The sequence below is a fragment of the uncultured Bacteroides sp. genome (assembly GCF_949298305.1).
GTDB lineage: Bacteria > Bacteroidota > Bacteroidia > Bacteroidales > Bacteroidaceae > Bacteroides.
This window is the reverse complement of record NZ_CASFWU010000010.1, coordinates 49,456-67,099: the sequence shown is the minus strand read 5'-3', so window position 1 is coordinate 67,099 and position 17,644 is coordinate 49,456. Positions and strand designations below refer to the sequence as shown.

10 protein-coding genes are annotated in these 17,644 nt (G+C 54.2%); 5 read left to right on the top strand and 5 right to left on the bottom strand.

Features of this window, described 5'->3' with window-relative positions; all coding sequences use genetic code 11:
• The first annotated feature begins 501 nt into the window (after positions 1-501).
• The gene (locus tag Q1Y74_RS02500; protein WP_300812134.1) at positions 502-1,620 is read left to right on the top strand and encodes a glycosyltransferase family protein; all 1,119 of its coding nucleotides are present in this window, start codon (positions 502-504) and stop codon (positions 1,618-1,620) included.
• A gap of 111 nt (positions 1,621-1,731) precedes the next feature.
• A complete protein-coding gene (locus tag Q1Y74_RS02495; protein WP_300812152.1) occupies positions 1,732-4,701 on the top strand; it encodes a PEP/pyruvate-binding domain-containing protein in 2,970 nt (989 codons plus the stop codon).
• A gap of 22 nt (positions 4,702-4,723) precedes the next feature.
• Here Q1Y74_RS02495 and Q1Y74_RS02490 read toward each other — a convergent pair whose 3' ends face one another.
• Positions 4,724-5,788: a metallophosphoesterase gene (locus Q1Y74_RS02490; protein ID WP_300812133.1), complete on the bottom strand. Its 1,065-nt coding sequence runs from the start codon at positions 5,786-5,788 to the stop codon at positions 4,724-4,726.
• A gap of 66 nt (positions 5,789-5,854) precedes the next feature.
• Here Q1Y74_RS02490 and menA point away from each other — a divergent pair, with 66 nt between their 5' ends.
• The gene (menA, locus tag Q1Y74_RS02485; protein ID WP_300812132.1) at positions 5,855-6,766 is read left to right on the top strand and encodes a 1,4-dihydroxy-2-naphthoate octaprenyltransferase; all 912 of its coding nucleotides are present in this window, start codon (positions 5,855-5,857) and stop codon (positions 6,764-6,766) included.
• 382 nt (positions 6,767-7,148) lie between these two features.
• Here the strand turns inward: menA and rfbB are convergent, their stop codons facing one another.
• The 3 genes from rfbB to Q1Y74_RS02470 all read right to left on the bottom strand — a co-directional run bounded on the left by rfbB (position 7,149) and on the right by Q1Y74_RS02470 (position 11,377).
• A complete protein-coding gene (rfbB, locus tag Q1Y74_RS02480; protein ID WP_300812131.1) occupies positions 7,149-8,288 on the bottom strand; it encodes a dTDP-glucose 4,6-dehydratase in 1,140 nt (379 codons plus the stop codon).
• Between the two features lie 50 nt (positions 8,289-8,338).
• Positions 8,339-9,217, bottom strand: coding sequence for a glucose-1-phosphate thymidylyltransferase RfbA (gene rfbA, locus Q1Y74_RS02475; protein ID WP_300812130.1), 879 nt, complete (start codon positions 9,215-9,217; stop codon positions 8,339-8,341).
• A gap of 1,668 nt (positions 9,218-10,885) precedes the next feature.
• Complete coding sequence (locus tag Q1Y74_RS02470) at positions 10,886-11,377, bottom strand: metallophosphoesterase family protein (protein WP_300812129.1); 492 nt, start codon at positions 11,375-11,377, stop codon at positions 10,886-10,888.
• A 136-nt stretch (positions 11,378-11,513) separates the two neighbouring features.
• On the opposite strand from Q1Y74_RS02470, the gene Q1Y74_RS02465 reads away from it, so the two are divergent.
• A complete protein-coding gene (locus Q1Y74_RS02465) occupies positions 11,514-13,589 on the top strand; it encodes an RNA degradosome polyphosphate kinase (protein WP_300812128.1) in 2,076 nt (691 codons plus the stop codon).
• Positions 13,590-13,619: 30 nt separating this feature from the next.
• On the opposite strand, the gene Q1Y74_RS02460 is transcribed toward Q1Y74_RS02465, so the two are convergent.
• Entirely contained in the window at positions 13,620-15,185 is a 1,566-nt protein-coding gene (locus tag Q1Y74_RS02460) for an ATP-binding protein (protein ID WP_300812127.1), read from the bottom strand.
• Between the two features lie 211 nt (positions 15,186-15,396).
• Between Q1Y74_RS02460 and Q1Y74_RS02455 the strand changes: the two genes are divergently transcribed.
• Positions 15,397-17,643, top strand: a complete 2,247-nt coding sequence (locus tag Q1Y74_RS02455) for an inorganic phosphate transporter (RefSeq protein ID WP_300812126.1) — start codon at positions 15,397-15,399, stop codon at positions 17,641-17,643.
• Position 17,644 lies beyond the last annotated feature (1 nt).

The following is a 17,644-nucleotide window of genomic DNA, read 5'->3' as shown; positions in this document are numbered from 1 at the left end:
CCACCCAACTAATGGCATTACCGACAAGTTGTAAAATATCATAACCATCATTTTTCTCGACACCTTTCCATCCCCAACAAGTCCCCTTCCCCCTATCTTTCCGAAGGTAGGCAACCTTCGATGCGAAGGTAGGCAACCTTCACCCCGAACACAAGCAACCTCCAACAGGAGACCAGCCTACCCTCTTTCACCCCGTCCGTTTTCGGGAAGAGGGAGCATGCGAAATCCGTAAAGACTTATCCAAAACAGAAAGGACATCACAACCCACCCTAACGGTTCCTTCAGAAATACAACAGAACTGTCACACTTTCCACATCATTCTGTAACACCGAAAGCGGACATTTGCAGCAGACGGATCAAAGAGTACGCAGACAGGCATTCCATATACGTCACAAGTACACCGCGTTCCGGCAAACAAAAAGGAGAATCGGTTGTTTCCTATAAAATCCGGGAAACTTGAAGCCGAAACATCCCGAAACAACTTTTAAGTGGAACAGACTTATGAAAATTCTTTTTATCGTACAAGGAGAAGGGAGGGGGCATCTGACCCAAGCCATCAGCATGGAAGAAATGTTGCGACGCAACGGACACGAAGTAGTGGAAGTACTGGTAGGCAAAAGCAAGGCGCGCAGACTGCCTGGATTCTTCAACCGCAACATACACGCCCCCATCAAACGTTTTGAAAGCCCCAACTTCCTGCCCACTCCCGCCAACAAGCGGGCCGACCTGCCACGCAGCATCGTCTACAACCTGCTGCATCTGCCCACCTACCTGCAAAGTATGTGGTTCATCGAACGCCGCATCAAGGAGAGCGGTGCCGAACTGGTCATTAACTTCTACGAACTGCTGACCGGACTGACTTACCTGTTGTTCCGACCTTCTGTCCCGCAAATCAGCATCGGACACCAATATCTGTTCCTGCACCGCGATTTTGAATTTCCACACAAAAAAAACTCAGGCATCCGTCTGCTCCGTTTCTTCACCCGCCTCACCTGCTTGGGGGCCAAGGAGAAACTGGCTCTTTCTTTCCACGAGATGGACGATGACCCCAAAGAACACATCCGGGTGGTTCCTCCACTGCTGCGCAAAGAGGTACTCTCGTGTGAAGGAACCTGCGGAAACTACCTGCACGGCTATATGGTAAACGCCGGCTTCGGCGAGAACATCCGCGCCTGGCACCGGCTTCATCCCGAAGTGCCCCTCCACTTCTTCTGGGACAAACCGGACGAGAAAGAGGAGTGCCGGATAGACGATACACTATCCTTCCACCAGATAGACGACGCCAAATTCCTGCGCTACATGTCAGGCTGCCGGGCATACGCCACCACGGCAGGTTTTGAGTCGGTATGCGAAGCCATGTACCTGGGCAAGCCCCTGCTGATGGTACCTGCCCACATTGAACAGGACTGCAATGCCTACGACGCCGTGCGGACAGGAGCCGGCATCACGGCCGACGAGTTCGACCTGGAGCGGCTGCTGACGTTCTCCCAAACCTTCCGTCCGAACCCGGCATTCCGCTACTGGGCACGCAGCTATGAGGGGTACATCCTGCCGCGCATAGAAGCCGCAGCAACCCTGCACCGTTACACTTCTACTCTGCTCTTCCCCATTCCGACATAGGAAAGAAGCGGCATTCAGCCTCCATTTTGGCGGTTTTTATAGCATCAGCCTTGCATTTCCCGATAAAAAGCACGAATTTTGACGGACAAAATCATTAATCGCGAGAAAGCCATGCTGAGCAAGCTTAAACTAAACCAGCTTTATTTCAAGGACACCCAGTTTGCCAACCTGATGACAAGGCGCATCTTCAATGTCCTGCTGATAGCCAATCCGTATGACGCCTTCATGCTGGAAGACGACGGACGCATCGATGAAAAGATATTCAACGAATACACTTCACTCTCGTTGCGTTATCCGCCACGATTCACACAGGTAAGTACTTGTATGGAAGCCCTGAAACAGCTTTCGTCCATGACCTACGACCTCATCATCTGTATGCCGGGCACAGGAGACAACGAAGGCTTTGACGTGGCACGCAACATCAAGAACCACCATCCACAGATTCCGATGGTGATACTGACCCCTTTCAGCCACGGCATCACCCAACGCATTGCCAACGAAGACCTCTCTCCCTTTGAATACGTATTCTGCTGGCTGGGCAACACCGACCTGCTGGTGTCTATCATCAAGCTGATAGAGGATAAAATGAATCTGGAGCACGACGTGAACGAGGTAGGCGTACAGGCCATCCTGCTGGTAGAGGACAGCATCCGCTTCTACTCCTCCATCCTGCCCAATCTCTACAAGTTTGTCCTGAAACAGAGCCAGGAATTCTCCACCGAAGCCCTGAATGCCCATCAGCGCACCCTGCGCATGAGAGGGCGGCCCAAAATTGTGCTCGCCCGCAACTACCAAGAAGCCATCTACATTTACGAGAAATACAAGAACAACATACTGGGAGTGATTACCGATGTCCGCTTTCCACGCGTAGACCGCGGTCCGAAGGACGGACTGGCAGGCATCAAGCTCTGTGCGGCCATCCGCAAGGAAGACCCGTTTGTGCCGCTCATCATCCAATCGTCGGAAACCGAAAACGTGTCCTACGCCGGCAAATACGGTGCCGCCTTCATCGACAAGAACTCCAAGAAAATGGACGTGGACCTGCGACGCATCGTATCGGAGAACTTCGGCTTCGGCGACTTTATCTTCCGCAACCCCGACACCCACGAAGAGATAGCCCGCGTGAAGAGCCTGAAAGAACTGCAAAACATCATCTTTGCCGTACCTGCCGAATCGTTCCTTTACCACATCAGCCGCAACCACATCAGCCGCTGGCTTTATTCCCGCGCCATGTTCCCCATTGCCGAGTTCCTGAAGCCCATTACCTGGAACAGCCTGCAGGACGTGGACGCTCACCGCAAAATCATCTTCGAGGCCATCGTGAAGTACCGCAAGATGAAGAACCAGGGCGTGGTGGCCATCTTCAAGCGCGACCGCTTCGACCGTTACTCCAACTTTGCCCGCATCGGCGACGGCTCGCTGGGAGGCAAAGGCCGCGGTCTGGCCTTCATAGACAATCTGGTGAAACACCATCCCGAATTTGAAGAGTTTGAAAACGCACGGGTAGCCATTCCTAAGACCGTAGTGCTGTGTACCGACGTGTTCGACGAGTTCATGGATACCAACAACCTCTATCAGGTTGCCTTGTCCGATGCCGACGACGCCACCATCCTGCGCTATTTTCTCAAAGCCAAGCTGCCCGACCGCCTGGTCGAAGACTTCTTCACATTCTTCGACGTAGTGAAGTCGCCCATCGCCATCCGCTCGTCGTCCTTGCTTGAGGACTCGCACTACCAGCCCTTCGCAGGCATTTACAGCACCTACATGATTCCTTATCTGGACGACAAGTACGAAATGCTGCGCATGCTCAGCGATGCCATCAAAGGAGTATATGCCTCGGTCTATTTCCGCGACTCTAAAGCCTATATGCAGGCCACCAGCAACGTCATCGACCAGGAAAAGATGGCCGTCATCCTGCAGGAAGTGGTGGGCAACCAGTATGCCGAGCGCTACTACCCCAACATGTCAGGTGTGGCCCGCTCGCTCAATTACTACCCCATCGGCGACGAGAAGGCGGAAGAAGGCATCGTCAACCTGGCTCTCGGACTGGGGAAATACATTGTAGACGGCGGCATGACCCTCCGATTCTCGCCCTACCACCCCAACCAGGTGTTGCAAACCAGCGAAATGGAGATAGCCCTGAAGGAAACCCAAACCCGCTTCTATGCGCTGGACATGAGCAACATCGGACACAACTTCTCCATCGATGACGGCTTCAACCTGCTGAAACTGCACGTCAAGGAGGCCGAGAAAGACGGTGCACTGAACTACATCGCCTCTACCTACGACCCTTACGACCAAATCATACGCGACGGGCTGTATCCTGGCGGACGCAAAGTCATCACCTTTGCCAACATCCTGCAACACGACGTTTTCCCGCTGGCACGCATCCTGCAACTGGCACTGAAGTACGGACAGGAAGAGATGCGCCGCCCCGTCGAAATAGAGTTTGCCGCCACCCTGAGCCGCGAAAAGGACAAGACAGGCACCTTCTACCTGCTCCAGATACGCCCCATCGTAGACAGCAAAGAAATGCTGGACGAGGACCTGAGCATCATCCCAGACGACAAAGTGCTGCTCCGCTCCAACAATTCGCTGGGACACGGCATTCTGAACGAACTGTACGATGTGGTCTATGTCAAGACTACCGATTACAGCGCTTCGCACAATCCAGAGATAGCAAGGGAAATCGAGACCTTGAACCGTCAGTTCCTGGACGAGAAGAAGAACTACATCCTGATAGGTCCCGGACGTTGGGGAAGCAGCGACCCCTGGCTCGGCATTCCCGTCAAGTGGCCGCACATCAGTGCCGCACGGGTAATTGTAGAAGCAGGTCTGACCAACTACCGCGTAGACCCCAGCCAGGGTACCCACTTCTTCCAGAATCTGACTTCGTTCGGCGTGGGCTACTTCACCATCAACGCCTTCATGAACGACGGAGTCTATAACCAGGATTTCTTGAATGCCCAACCCGCCGTGCACGAAACCCGGTATCTGAGGCACGTACGCTTCAACCAGCCGGTTGTTGCCAAAATGGATGGAAAGAGGAAACAGGGAGTCGTATTGCTGCCGTCCGATTAAAGGACAACCGCCGTCCGTCTTTTCACCGAAGCCTGTGCAGGGTAATCAACACCACCTCGGCCGGAGCGAACAGACGGATGGCATGTTGGGAGGTTCCGATGCCGTTGGTCACAATCATCGGGATGTGGGCGGAATTGTATTTCAGTCCTGTCAGGAAACGCTGACCGTAGCGCGAAGGCACCACCGGCGCATAGCCGAAAAGAGTGACCTGTCCGCCATGCGTATGTCCGGCCAATATCAGGTCGGCATGGGTTACAGGCACATCCTCGGCATAGTCGGGCGTATGGGTCAGCAATATCACAAAGTCGTCGGGCGACAGGCCGAGTGTAGGCGACTGCCCGTTCTGCTTCAGGTCGAACGGATTGCGCACACCGGCTACCAGAATGCGGCCGTCACCCCGCCTCAACGTATCGACCTTATGCTCCAGCAAACGGATGCCGCGGCGTTTCATCTCGCTCACCACTTCGGTGTAGCAGGCTTCGTAATCGTTGTTTCCCAATACGGCATAAGTCCCCAGCGGAGTCTTGACCTGCTCCAAGGCAGCCATCAGCGGAGCCACATACTGGCAGCCTTCGTGATAGTCGCCGCCCATCAGCAAGACGTCGGGATGCAGGGACGAAAGCAACCGCACCAGATCGGCCAGTCCCTTTTCCTTCAGCAGACTCTTGTAGTGCAAATCGGAAATAAAAGCAATCCGACAACTGTCAAAGGCCTCGGGAACATCGCGATGAGTGAAATCGTACATCCGCACACGCTTCACTCCTTTGTACGACGAGGAGACATCGACCGTGGCAAACGTAATCTGTGTGCCCCGTTTCACAATTTCCTTCTTTCTGATTTTCAGCCGGGCCAGCGAACGCGACGAGCCGACAGAACGCTCCGACATGCGACGGAGGTCCCGCAAACCGGACTGGTCGAACGTAAGCACTCCCACAAGCGAGGCCGGCAATCCTACCGTATCGGCCAGCAAGGCACTGTCAGGAACCACTTCGAGCGACGGTAGGGAAGACACCAGATTCCGCTTTGACTTACACGACGAGAGAAGCAGCAGCAAAAGAAAAGATATATAAAAGAACTTCTTATCCATAATCGGGTGCAAAAATAGGCTTTTTTGCTATCTTTGCCTACAGACGTTCACATTTACTAAAAAGCCATGAAAGAGATTAAGCAAAATTCACTACGGGCATGGGTGCTTGCCGCCCGACCCAAGACCTTGACTGCCGCCCTCATCCCCGTGCTGCTGGGCAGTGCACTTGCTTTCGGCGACGGGTGTTTTCAGGAAATACCGGCCCTGCTGTGTGCCTTCTTTGCCTGCTTCATGCAAATTGCCGCCAACTTTATCAACGACCTGTTCGACTACCGTAAAGGCAGCGACCGCGAAGACCGGCTCGGTCCCGAACGTGCCTGTGCCCAAGGCTGGATTACGCCGTCGGCCATGAAGATCGGAATCGGCCTGACTCTGCTGATTGCCTCGCTGACCGGCCTGAGCCTGCTGTTCTACCTCTGGGGAAAACTGCCGCACGGAGGTTGGGAGCTGATACTGCTGGGCGTGCTGTGCATTCTGTTCGCCTTCCTGTACACCACCTTGCTTTCTTATCGGGGATGGGGCGACCTGCTGGTGCTGGTCTTTTTCGGTTTCGTTCCCGTAGGAGGTACTTACTACGTACAAAGCGGCACACTGAATGCCGATGTGGTGGTGCTCTCCATCGTCAGCGGTCTGGTTGTGGACACCCTGCTGATACTGAACAACTACCGCGACCGCGAACAGGACGCACACAGTGGAAAGCGCACGCTGGTAGTCCGCTTCGGCGAGCGGTTCGGCCGCAACCTCTACCTGGGTTCGGGCATCTTTGCCGTGCTGTTCTGCCTCTGGTTTGTGAACACCGGCAGTCTGACACTGATAGAGTTCATCTGGGCTCCCTGCGTCTACTCCTACCTGCACATGCTGACCTGGCGCAAGATGGTGACCATCCGCAGCGGTAAAAAACTGAACAGCATACTGGGCGAAACTTCACGCAATATGCTGTTCATGGGGCTGCTGCTGAGCGTGGCGTTGGCCAACTGAAGACAGACAGTATTCGTAAGCTATTATTACCCGCTTTGGATTTCTGATACGCCTCCACGTACAGAAACACGAGCATCCGACACAGAGAATGTTTCAAACACAGGAGACCTATGTTTAAAACATAGGACGGTTATGTTTCAAACATAGCCATCTTAGGGTTTAAACCTGTTTTACCGATTGACTATGAAGCGGACTGGCATTCGGATACCTTTGTAAAGAAAAGCGCCTGCCACACGAGGCTTCCGGCCTGCCCCTTCAGAGCCAGCCGACCATAAATCCGGCAAAACTGCAATATACGATAAACAGAACAGCATACGGAGCGAGAACTCGCCCCGTATGCTGTTCGTATGGTTATCGCAGAGCATGGCCCGTGCAACCGGACTCAACGCTTGCCGTACATCCGTTCGTAGTAGTTCTGATAGTCGCCGCTGGTCACTTCCTCAACCCAGGCCTGGTTGTTCAGGTACCATTCGATGGTCTTGACGATGCCCACCTCGAACTTCGTTTCAGGATACCAGCCCAGGGCATTGGTTATCTTGGTGGGGTCGATGGCGTAACGCTGGTCGTGACCCAGACGGTCCTTGACAAAGGTAATCAGGTCTTCGTTGATCCAGCTGATATCAATCTGGCCGTCGGCGCCCTTCACCTGCTTCTTCAATACCTGGCGGTATTCGGGCTTCTCGGTCATCAGGCGATGGATAGTGGCGATGGTCAGCTTCACAATCTCCAGATTGGTCTTTTCGTTGTGGCCGCCTACGTTGTAGACTTCGCCATCCACGCCTTCGCGCACCACGAGGTCGATGGCCTTGCAATGGTCTTCCACGTAGAGCCAGTCGCGCACGTTGCTTCCGTCGCCGTAGACAGGCAGTTTCTTGCCTTCAAGGATATTCTTGATAATCAGCGGTATCAGTTTCTCGGGGAAGTGATAAGGGCCGTAGTTGTTGGAGCAGCGGGTGATGGTCACCGGCATCTTGTAGGTGTCGTGGTAGGCCATGACCACCAGGTCTGCACTGGTCTTGCTGGCGCTGTACGGGCTGTGGGGGCAGAGCGGAGTGGTTTCGGTGAAGTAGCCTTCGGCACCCAGCGAGCCGTACACCTCGTCGGTAGAAACCTGATGATAGCGCACGCCCTTGCGCCAGGTGGGATAGCCCTGCTCGTCCTTGCCCGTCACCCACGCACGGCGGGCGGCGTCCAGCAGGTTCTGCGTACCCAGGATGTTGGTCTGCAAGAACAGCTGGGGATTCTCGATGCTGCGGTCCACGTGGCTCTCGGCTGCGAAGTTCACCACATAGTCGAACTTGTACTTGCCGAACAGCTCGTCGGCCAAACGGAGGTCGCAAATGTCTCCCTTCACGAAGATGCAACGCTCGTTGTCAATATCTGAGGCAATAGTGCCCAGATTGCCTGCATAAGTCAGCGCATCCAGTATCACGACCTTGATGTCGCTGTGCTTGGCCAGAATATATTTAATGAAATTGGCCCCGATAAAACCGGCGGCACCAGTCACAAGATAAGTTTTCATATCCGTTTCTAAATTTGAAGTTAAAAGTCTGTCCGATATAAGATTTCATCTCATTTGTTGCGATGAGATTCAGCCAGCTCCATCAGGTAGTTGCCATACTCCGTCTTGCCCAGCTGTTCGCCCAGGCGGTAGAGCTGGTCGGAGTCTATCCAACCCTTGCGCCAGGCAATCTCCTCAATGCAGCTCACGCGGAAGCCCTGACGGTTCTGGATGGTAGCCACGAAGTTGCTGGCTTCGAGCAGGCTGTCGCAGTTGCCCGTATCGAGCCAGGCAAAGCCACGTCCGAAGAGCTCCACACGCAACGTACCCTCTTCCAGATAGAGGCGGTTCAGGTCGGTAATCTCGTATTCGCCGCGGGCCGAGGGCTTCAGGGCAGCAGCCTTCTCGGTGACGGTGGCATCGTAGAAGTAAAGGCCGGGAACGGCATAGTTGCTCTTCGGATGGGCCGGCTTTTCTTCCAGCGACACGGCCTTTCCGTCGGCATCAAATTCCACCACGCCATAGGCACGCGGGTCTTTCACATAATAGCCGAAGATGCAGGCACCCTTCTCGATGGAAGCGGCACGCTTCAGCATGGCCGAGAAGCCTTGTCCGTAGAACAGGTTGTCGCCCAGGATGAGACACCCCGGCTCGCCGTTCAGGAACTCGGCACCCAATACAAAGGCCTGTGCCAATCCGTTAGGCTTTTCCTGAATCTTGTAGGAGAAGGACATGCCCAGCTCCTCGCCCGTTCCCAGCAACTCGCGAAACATGGGCAGGTCGCGCGGGGTGGAAATGATGAGCACCTCACGGATGCCGGCCAGCATCAGTGTGGAGAGGGGATAATAAATCATGGGCTTGTCGTAGACGGGCATAATCTGCTTGGAGATAGCCTTGGACAACGGATAGAGTCGGGTAGCACTGCCACCGGCAAGAATAATTCCTTTCATATTTCAGTTCTTTGTATTTAAAATTGTCAATCGGAGAATAAAATAAGAAGGAGGACGATGCCCCACGGCTCTCGTTGCTATTCAGGGTACAAAGATAGCGCAAAGCGGATGCAGTACAAAATAAAACGATTGTTTTTTTCATTACAGCCCCCTGGGCCTTCCCCCTCCGCAGGCCCTCCGTGCAAAAGGAAGTCCGTACCCCTTCCCTGCTTTCCCGCCGGACAATCCCCGAAAAGCCGGCCCTCCGCGAAGAAAAAGGATTGAGAAGAAGGAAAAAAGACGCCCGGTATGTTAACAACCAGCAAACAAACGATAAAACTTGTTACAAATCGAAAGTTTTTCATCCAATTATTTGCAGATTACCCCAAAGTGCGTACCTTTGCACTGTGTTTTTCATAGTATTAGATTTAAGGTTAACAAAGGTTGGAGTACAGCGGTACTCCTTTTTTTATGTCCATACCCCAACTCCGGAACTTTCACGCCATATCCCCATCCGCTCCAATTCTCCAGGCAGGCAAACTTGCAAATATCGACCATACGCACAAGCACTCGTCCATAAACTTCCCAGCATCCAGCTTCCGCCCTCGTATTACAATCACCATCATCGCCACGGATTTACATTTTGACACTTTGACTTTCCTGATGCGTGAGAATCCGTTATTTCGGCCTTCTGTCCGGCTTGCACGAAAAAACGGGAACAAAAATCCATAACCAACAGCATGGCAGCAAGATAGCGAAATCCTTACATTTGAAAGAGAGAGAAAAACAGCTTCCGAGGGAGGGAAATACCCACTTTACAGCTTCCCAAAGCCACTTTAGAGGAGCCAACCAGCCTTCCCAAAGGCCGGAACAAGGCTTTTGGACGAGCCGTACAAGCATTCTGCACGGACGGAACAAGCATTGTGGACGGACGGAACAAGCATTGTGGACGGACGGAACAAGCATTGTGGACGGACGGAACAAGCATTCTGAACGGACGAAGCTTGCATCGTGGACGGACGGCGCTTGCCCGGAGGAGACAGCAAGCCCCCCACAGGCGTCTTTCCGACCTCTATTTTACACCATCTACAAACAGTCAGCGTCAGCAGAATCCGCCAAAATACAACTTTTTGCAAGTATTATCCTGATATTCGGAACAAACTGAAAAACGTGAAGCAATACCCATCAGCCGACAATAAAAGAGAGTACAACCCGCACCTTAACGGTTCTGCCCCGAACACTATTCAAGCAACGGCCCAATCAATCATACGACGGACCAAACACTCCTCCGGACACAAACACCCTTATAAGTGTTAACAATACAAGCAAAAACGATAAAACATGTTAGAATATCACATTTTCCGCCTGTTTTGTTTGCAATTGTCCCGAAAGTCCGTACCTTTACAACGTGTTTTTCATAGTATTAGATTTAAGGTTAACAAAGGTTGGAGTACAGCGGTACTCCTTTTTTATGCCCATACCCCACCTCTCCTCCGTCTTTACGCGATGCGGGCAGCCTATGGAAGCATATAACACTTCTCCGGCTTTATCACTTCCTTTTTACGGTAAACTCATGGTACTTTCCAATTCTATTGGCTATTTCACTTGTGTTTACAACTATTTATGCAAAGTACCGGCCAGCAACCAGCTTCCCCCATATAGAGAGGAGTGTTTACTCAAGACAGCAGATTATCCGGCCAGCTCCACCACTTCCAAATCCTTGAACATACCGTCCTCAATGACAAAACGTACCAGTGTGCGCACTTTGTGAAAGCCGTACTTGCCGGCCGCCCCCGGATTGATGTGGAGCAAATCGAGCGTCTTGTCATATTTCACCTTCAGGATGTGCGAGTGGCCGCTGATGAACAGCTTGGGCGGACGCGTGAGGATGCTGCCCGCAATGGAGGGGTCGTACTTACCGGGATAGCCGCCGATGTGTTTCATCAGCACCTCCGCCCCCTCCACCTTGAAACGGAGGGTCTGGGGATAGATGCGGCGGATGTCCTGCCCGTCAATGTTGCCATAAACCGCCCGAAAGGGGCGGAAAGCCTCCAGCTTCCGGGCAACCTCCATCGAGCCGATGTCGCCCGCATGCCAGATTTCGTCACACGACTCGAAGTATTGCAGGTATTTCTCGTCCCAATAGCCGTGCGTATCCGATAACAAACCTATTTTTATCATTTTTCTTTTGTTTATTTGTACAAAGGTAGTTATATTTGGTCAGATTTTAGCTCCTTCCTATATCGGAATGACCTTTTTTTGTCAGAATGTCGGAAACGGACCACGGACAGGAGCGAACCGCCAAACTTGAATCTTCATGGAAAACAGATATTTCAAACGGGACATCAGCTGGCTGTCGTTCAACTACCGCGTATTGATGGAAGCCGAGGACGGCACGCTGCCGCTATATGAACGCATCAACTTCATCTCCATCTACTCGTCCAATCTGGAGGAATTCTACAAGATACGTGTGGCCGACCACAAGGCCATTGCCGGCGGGGCCGTCCGCAGCGATGAGGAGAGCGTGCAGGCTGCCGTCGAACTGGTGGAGGAGATTAACAGCGAGGTGAACCGCCAGCTGGAGGAACGTATCCGCATCTACGAACAGAAGATTCTGCCCGCCCTCCGCCGACAGCACATCATTTTCTATCAGAGCCGCAACGTGGAGCCCTTCCACCAGGAGTTTGTACGCCGTTTCTTCCGCGAAGAGATATTTCCCTACCTGGCCCCCGTACCTGTCAACAAGGAAAAGATTGTCTCCTTCCTGCGCGACAACCGCCTCTATCTGGCCGCGCGCCTGCTCCCCAAGTCTCCCTCACCGGCCGACGGGCGCCGACAGCCCGAATACTTCGTGATGAAGCTGCCCTACAGCAAGGTGCCCCGCTTCATCGAACTGCCACGCAGGGGGGACGACCGCTACCTGATGTTCATTGAGGACATCATCAAGGCCAATCTGGACACCATCTTTCCCGGCTACGAGGTGGAGAGCAGCTATTGCATCAAGATTTCAAGAGACGCTGACATCCTGATAGACGATGCGGCCAACACATCCGAAATCATCGAGCAGGTGAAGACAAAAATCAAGAAGCGCAAGATAGGCGCCGTGTGCCGCTTTGTCTACGACCGCGCCATGCCGGCCGATTTCCTCGATTTCCTGATAGATGCCTACCGCATTGACCGCAGCGAGCTGGTGCCGGGCGACAAGCATCTCAATCTGGAAGACTTGCGCCACCTGCCCAATCCCGACCACATCGTGCGTCCCGTCCGCAAGCCTCAGCCCATGAAGCTCACCTACCTGGACGAACGTGAGTCCATCTTCCGTTACGTGGAGAAGAAAGACCTGCTGCTGCACTATCCCTACCACTCCTTCGACCACTTCATCCACTTCCTCTACGAAGCGGTGCACGACCCCACCGTACGCGAAATCATGGTGACGCAATATCGCGTGGCGGAGAACTCGGCCGTCATCAACACGCTGATAGCCGCTGCGCAAAACGGCAAGAAGGTGACGGTATTCGTGGAGCTGAAAGCACGCTTCGACGAGGAAAACAACCTGGCCACCGCCGAAATGATGAAGAACGCAGGCATCAACATCATTTACAGCATCCCCAAACTGAAGGTACACGCCAAAGTGGCGCTGGTGCTGCGCAAAGGCAGGCAGACGCCTCCCCTGACGGCCGGGTACGCCTACATCAGCACGGGCAACTTCAACGAAAAGACCGCCACCCTCTACGCGGACAGCGGCCTGTTCACCAGCAACCCCGTTATCGTGCGCGACCTGCACAACCTGTTCCGCACCCTTCAGGGCAAACAGAACCCGAAATTCCGCCGTCTGCTGGTGGCGCAGTTCAACCTGATACCCGAACTGAACCGCCTCATCGACCGCGAAATAGAGTTGGCCAAAAGCGGAAAAAAAGGGCGCATCATCCTCAAGATGAACGCCCTGCAAGACCCCGCCATGATAGACCGCCTGTACGAAGCCTCGCAGGCCGGCGTGGAGATTGACCTCATCGTGCGCGGCATCTGCTGCCTCATCCCCGGACAGGCATACAGCCGCAACATCCGCGTGACCCGCATTGTGGACACGTTCCTCGAACACGCCCGCGTCTGGTACTTCGGCAACGGAGGCAACCCGAAGATTTTCCTGGGCTCGCCCGACTGGATGCGCCGCAACCTCTACCGCCGCATCGAGGCCGTCACGCCCATCCTGGACGCCGACCTGAAGCAGGAACTCTCCGACATGCTGGCCATCCAGCTGGCCGACAAGCGGAAGGCCTGTCTGGTGGACGACCAACTGCGCAACTGCTGGAAGTCACCCCACCCGCAGAAGGAAAAGGTGCGCTCGCAATATACTTTCTATGAATACTTGAAGAACAAGCAGCAAAGCGTGTAGAAAAAGAATGGCGTGAAAGAAGCACTTCCGTCAGACGACCTCCCAGTCGCTGATGCTGCCCGTCTCGGACGAGAAAGCGGCTCCCACCTGATACACCCTGCGCGTGTCGGCAGAGTACTCCAGCGCATAACCCTTTTCCTGAATCTGCCGCAGGGCCTCAGCCGCCGTTCCGTCCAGCTTGAACTCGAAGACGTAGATGTATTGCGGTGTCTCCACAACGCAGTCCACCCGTCCTTGGCTCTGCACTTTCTCCAAGTAGACAGTATAGACACTGATGAGACGCATAATCAGGTAGAAGGTATATTGGAAGTAGCGTTCGCGCTCGGCCTCGCCCTCCTTGCGCCGCATGGTGTAGGGAATGCTGGCCAGGAAAGAGGTGAACAGCGTGCGCAGCTTCTCCACCTCGCCGCCACGCATGGCAATGACCACATCCCTCACCCACGAGGAAGTGTTTTCGGCCGGCTTCAGGTAGGATGAGGCCAGCATGGTGAGGAAGCCGTTCTTCACCTCGTTGTTGGGGAAGTCCAGCAGGAAGGTGTTGAAGAGGATGTCGTATTGTTTGATGGTGAGGTAGCCGCTCTGGTAAATCATGGGCAGCGGCTTCTCCACGTCGGCCTTGTAGTCGATGAATTCCTCCATGGGGTAGAACTTGCCGGTCAGTTCGTTGAGGTTCTCGTCGAAGTGGGAGAGCAGGCGGATGAGATAGGTGGGCGTGCCCGAACGGAACCAGTAATTGTCCAGGCTGTAATTCTTCATGGCATTGAGCAGACTGAAGGGGTTGTAAATGTCCGTCAGGCGTTTACTGAAGTGATAGCCGTCGTACTGTGCTTTCAGGCGTACCTTCATATCCTCCACCGTAGTGCTGTATTCCCCCGCCATCCGTGCGATGGGTTCGGCAAAATACTGCTCCAGCTCCTCCTGCGTGATGCCGCACAGGGCTTCGTAGTCGGTGCTCATGCTGATGTCGTCCGGCTGGTTGAAGCCGCTGAACACGCTCACCTGCGAAAACTTGGTCACCCCCGTCAGCAGCACGAACCGCAGGTGGCTGTCGGCAGCCTTGAACACGGAGTAGAAACTCTTCAGAACGTTGCGGTGCCGGTCTTCCAACTCTTCATCCACATCCAGCACGTCGAGTATCGGCTTGTCGTACTCGTCGATGAGCACCACGCAGCGACGGCCCGTCTGTTCGTGGACGGCGCGCAGCACTTCCGCAAAGCGGTCGCCGCGGCCCAGCTCGTCCTTACGGCAGGGCAGACTGTACTTCTTTTCCCACTCCGACACCAGGAAGTCAATCTTCTTCTCCAGCTCGCCCGGATTGGTAAAATTGGTGCTGTTGAAGTCCACATGAAATACAGGGTAAGTCCCCCACTCCTTCTCCAGCCCCTCGATGGCCAGCCCCTTGAACAGCTCCTTGCGGCCCTCAAAGTAATTCTCCAGGGTGGATACCAGCAAGCTCTTGCCGAAGCGGCGCGGACGGCTCAGGAAATAAATGCTTCCGTCGTGCGTCAGTTTATAGATTAGGGCAGTCTTGTCCACATAAACATAACCGTCCTCAATGATGCGGTCAAAGCTCTGTATTCCGATGGGATATTTCATGGTGCAACGTATTTTACTGTTCAACACCTGCAAAGATAATGGATTAAACGAAGAATGAAGAATAGCGGATGAGGAATTTTGGAAGATACAAGGCTGCGGCCTGCCCTGCCGTGTGCAACCCTGCATTTGTAACACGGTTGTAACATGTATGACATTCTGCTGCAACACGAATCCCGTTCCTTTGCACCCAGAAATAAAATTCATATTTGTCATGGAAACAATCTACTTAGGTATCGTTGTCTTTCTGTTCATCCTCGCGGTATTCGACCTGGTGGTGGGTGTCAGCAACGACGCGGTCAATTTTCTTCAGTCGGCCGTAGGAGCCAAGGCGGCCTCGTTCAAGACCATGCTGTTCATTGCCGGCGTCGGCGTCTTCATCGGAGCGGCACTCTCCAACGGCATGATGGACATTGCACGACACGGCATCTACCAGCCGCAGCATTTCTACTTTGCGGAGATTATGTGTATTCTGCTGGCGGTCATGCTGACGGACGTCGTCCTGCTGGACGTGTTCAACACCATGGGTATGCCCACCTCCACCACCGTCTCGATGGTTTTCGAGCTGCTGGGCGGTACGTTTGCGCTGGCGCTCATCAAGGTCTATGGCAGCGATACGCTGGGTTTGGGGGACCTCATCAACACCGACAAAGCCCTGTCCGTCATCATGGGTATCTTTGTCTCGGTGGCCATCGCCTTCTTCTTCGGTATGTTGGTGCAATGGTTGGCCCGCATCGTCTTCACCTTCAATTATGAGAAGAAGATGAAGTACAGCATTGCCCTGTTCGGAGGCATCGCCGCCACTTCCATCATCTATTTCATGCTCATCAAGGGTCTGAAGGACAGCTCCTTCATGACTGCCGAATACAAGCACTGGATACAAGACAACACCGGCATGCTGATTGTCGTATTCTTTGTTGTCTTCACCATCCTGATGCAGATACTCCACTGGCTGAAGGTCAACGTGTTCAAGGTAGTGGTGCTGATGGGTACCTTTGCATTGGCACTGGCCTTTGCGGGCAACGACTTGGTGAACTTCATCGGTGTGCCCCTTGCCGGATTCTCGGCCTATACCGACTACATGGCCAACGGGACAGGCAGCGGAGTGGACGGTTTCCTGATGTCGTCCCTGCTGGGCCCCGCCAAGACGCCGTGGTACTTCCTCTTCGGCGCGGGTGTCATCATGGTCTATGCCCTCTGCACCTCGAAGAAGGCACACAACGTCATCAAGACCTCCGTCGACCTCTCCCGTCAGGACGAAGGAGAGGAGAACTTCGGCAGTACCCCAATAGCCCGCACACTGGTTCGCTTCAGCATGACGCTGGCCAACGGCATCTCCAAAATCGTACCCGAAAGCGGCAAGCGTTGGATAGACACCCGCTTCCGCAAGGACGAAGCCATCATTGCCGACGGCGCCGCCTTCGACCTGGTGCGTGCCTCCGTCAATCTGGTGCTGGCCGGCCTGCTCATTGCCTTGGGTACCTCGCTGAAACTGCCCCTCTCCACCACCTACGTCACCTTCATGGTAGCCATGGGTACCTCGCTGGCCGACCGTGCCTGGAGTCGCGACTCGGCCGTCTTCCGCATCACGGGTGTGCTCAGCGTCATCGGCGGCTGGTTCATCACGGCTGGTGCAGCCTTCACCATCTGCTTCTTCGTGACGCTCATCGTCTACTTCGGCGGCACCACCGCCATCATCCTGCTCATTGCCCTGGCCGTATTCATGCTGGTGCGCAGCCAGGTGATGTACAAGAAGCGCAAGGAGAAAGAGAAAGGCAACGAAACCATCAAGCAGCTGATGCAAAGCACAGACAACGACGAAGTGCTGAACCTGCTGCGCAAGCATACCCGCGAGGAACTGGCCAAGATACTGGAGTTCACCCAGGAGAACTTTGAGCGTACAGGTACCTCCTTCCTGCACGAGAACCTGCGCGGACTGCGCCGCTCCATGGGAGCCGTGAAGTTCGAGAAGCAGCTGGTGAAGCAGATGAAGCGCACGGGCACGCTGGCCATGTGCCGCCTGGACAACAACACGGTGCTGGAGAAAGGCCTCTACTACTACCAGGGCAACGACTTTGCCAGCGAACTGGTGTACAGCGTAGGCCGTCTGTGTGAACCTTGCCTGGAGCATGTGGACAACAACTTCATGCCGTTGGATGCCATCCAGAAGGGCGAGTTCGCCGACGTGACGGAGGACATCACCAACCTGCTGCAAATCTGCCGCCAGCGCATAGAGGACAACAACTACGCAGGCATGGAGACCGAGATACGCAAGGCCAACGACCTGAACGGACAGCTGTCCCACCTGAAGCGCGAAGAACTGCAACGCATCCAGAACCAGACGGGCAGCATCAAGGTGAGCATGGTCTACCTGACCATGATTCAGGAGGCACAGAACATCGTTACCTACGCGGTGAACCTGCTGAAGGTGAGCCGTAAGTTCCAGGCAATGGAAAACTGAA

Bases quoted from the DNA above. Each gene is read 5' to 3' on its own strand.
- Q1Y74_RS02500 (WP_300812134.1), top strand. From the start codon at position 502: ATGAAAATTCTTTTTATCGTACAAGGAGAAGGGAGGGGGCATCTGACC.
- Q1Y74_RS02495 (WP_300812152.1), top strand. From the start codon at position 1,732: ATGCTGAGCAAGCTTAAACTAAACCAGCTTTATTTCAAGGACACCCAG.
- Q1Y74_RS02490 (WP_300812133.1), bottom strand. From the start codon at position 5,788: ATGGATAAGAAGTTCTTTTATATATCTTTTCTTTTGCTGCTGCTTCTC.
- menA (WP_300812132.1), top strand. From the start codon at position 5,855: ATGAAAGAGATTAAGCAAAATTCACTACGGGCATGGGTGCTTGCCGCC.
- rfbB (WP_300812131.1), bottom strand. From the start codon at position 8,288: ATGAAAACTTATCTTGTGACTGGTGCCGCCGGTTTTATCGGGGCCAAT.
- rfbA (WP_300812130.1), bottom strand. From the start codon at position 9,217: ATGAAAGGAATTATTCTTGCCGGTGGCAGTGCTACCCGACTCTATCCG.
- Q1Y74_RS02470 (WP_300812129.1), bottom strand. From the start codon at position 11,377: ATGATAAAAATAGGTTTGTTATCGGATACGCACGGCTATTGGGACGAG.
- Q1Y74_RS02465 (WP_300812128.1), top strand. From the start codon at position 11,514: ATGGAAAACAGATATTTCAAACGGGACATCAGCTGGCTGTCGTTCAAC.
- Q1Y74_RS02460 (WP_300812127.1), bottom strand. From the start codon at position 15,185: ATGAAATATCCCATCGGAATACAGAGCTTTGACCGCATCATTGAGGAC.
- Q1Y74_RS02455 (WP_300812126.1), top strand. From the start codon at position 15,397: ATGGAAACAATCTACTTAGGTATCGTTGTCTTTCTGTTCATCCTCGCG.